The organism is Deltaproteobacteria bacterium, assembly GCA_009930495.1.
In the GTDB taxonomy this organism is placed as follows: domain Bacteria; phylum Desulfobacterota; class Desulfovibrionia; order Desulfovibrionales; family Desulfomicrobiaceae; genus Desulfomicrobium.
In genome coordinates this window covers 1-1,160 of sequence record RZYB01000445.1, presented here as the reverse complement: position 1 = coordinate 1,160, position 1,160 = coordinate 1, and the positions used below count along the sequence as shown (strand labels likewise).

The following is a 1,160-nucleotide window of genomic DNA, read 5'->3' as shown; positions in this document are numbered from 1 at the left end:
TCGAAGATGTCGCATTTTTCCGCGTCGATGATTTTTTGCATTTCGGCAAGCTGATCCTTGCCGAAGCCTTTTTCCGCCAGGCCGTCCAAAAGCCTGCGCCGGGTGTCTGGAACGCTCCAGATGCGGCGCAGTTCGTCTTCATCCTGGAAAAATTCCGGCAGTCTCCCGAAGAGCGCCTCCATGAACTGCGCGGCGGACATGGGCGTTCCATCCGGGTGCCAGAAGCTCGTGGCGACCATGTGCTGGATGGTGCGTTCCTTGCCGTCGGCCAGCTTGATTTTGGCCCGTTTGACGCACTTGCACGGGCGGTGTCCGCATTTGGGGCATGGGTCCTTGGGGCATACGCACGGCTCTTGTCCGCACTCCGGGCAAAGCGGCTTGGGGCATACGCATGGATGCTGGCCGCATACCAGACACGGTGCCTGGGGCTCCTTGACGCAGACACAGGGGTATTTGCCGCAGATCGCGCAGGGTTCCGGTTCAACGGGTTCGCCGTCCCATTCGGGATCGTTGAAGTGGTGATGGGCCTCCACGAAATCGTAAATCGTGAAATAGTCCTTGCCGTCGTACAGACGCGTGCCGCGTCCTATGATCTGTTTGAACTCGATCATGGACTTGATGGGCCGCATGAGCACGATGTTGCGGATGTTGCGGGCATCCACGCCGGTGGACAATTTTTGCGAGGTGGTCAGAACCGTGGGGATGGTCTTTTCGTTGTCCTGGAAGGCCCGCAGGTGCTGTTCGCCGAGCACGCCATCATCGGCCGTGACGCGCTGGCAATAGTTCGGGTCCCCGTAGGACTTGAGCTGGTTGACCAGATCGCGCACGGCCAGGGCGTGGTCCTGGTTCGCGCAAAAGACCAGGGTCTTCTCGCGCTGGTCCATGAGGGACATGAATAGTTCGACCCGTTTCTTCTCCCGCGCCCTGATTTCGATGATGCGGTTGAAATCCGCCTCCCCGTAAATCTTTCCGTCCTCGATTTCCCCTTCGATCAGCGTGTCGTCGGACGTGTACACGTATTCGTCCAGCGTGGTGGCGATCTGCTTGACGCGGAACGGGGTCAGGAAGCCGTCGTTGATGCCGTCCTTGAGCGAGTAGATGAAGACCGGGTCGCCGAAATAGGCGTAGGTGTCGGCGTTGATGTCCCGCTTGGGCGTGGC

1 protein-coding gene is annotated in these 1,160 nt (G+C 59.6%); it reads right to left on the bottom strand.

The features are described from left to right. The coding region (locus EOL86_15360; protein ID NCD26947.1) for a restriction endonuclease subunit R at positions 1 to 1,160 on the bottom strand (1,160 nt) is incomplete at both ends.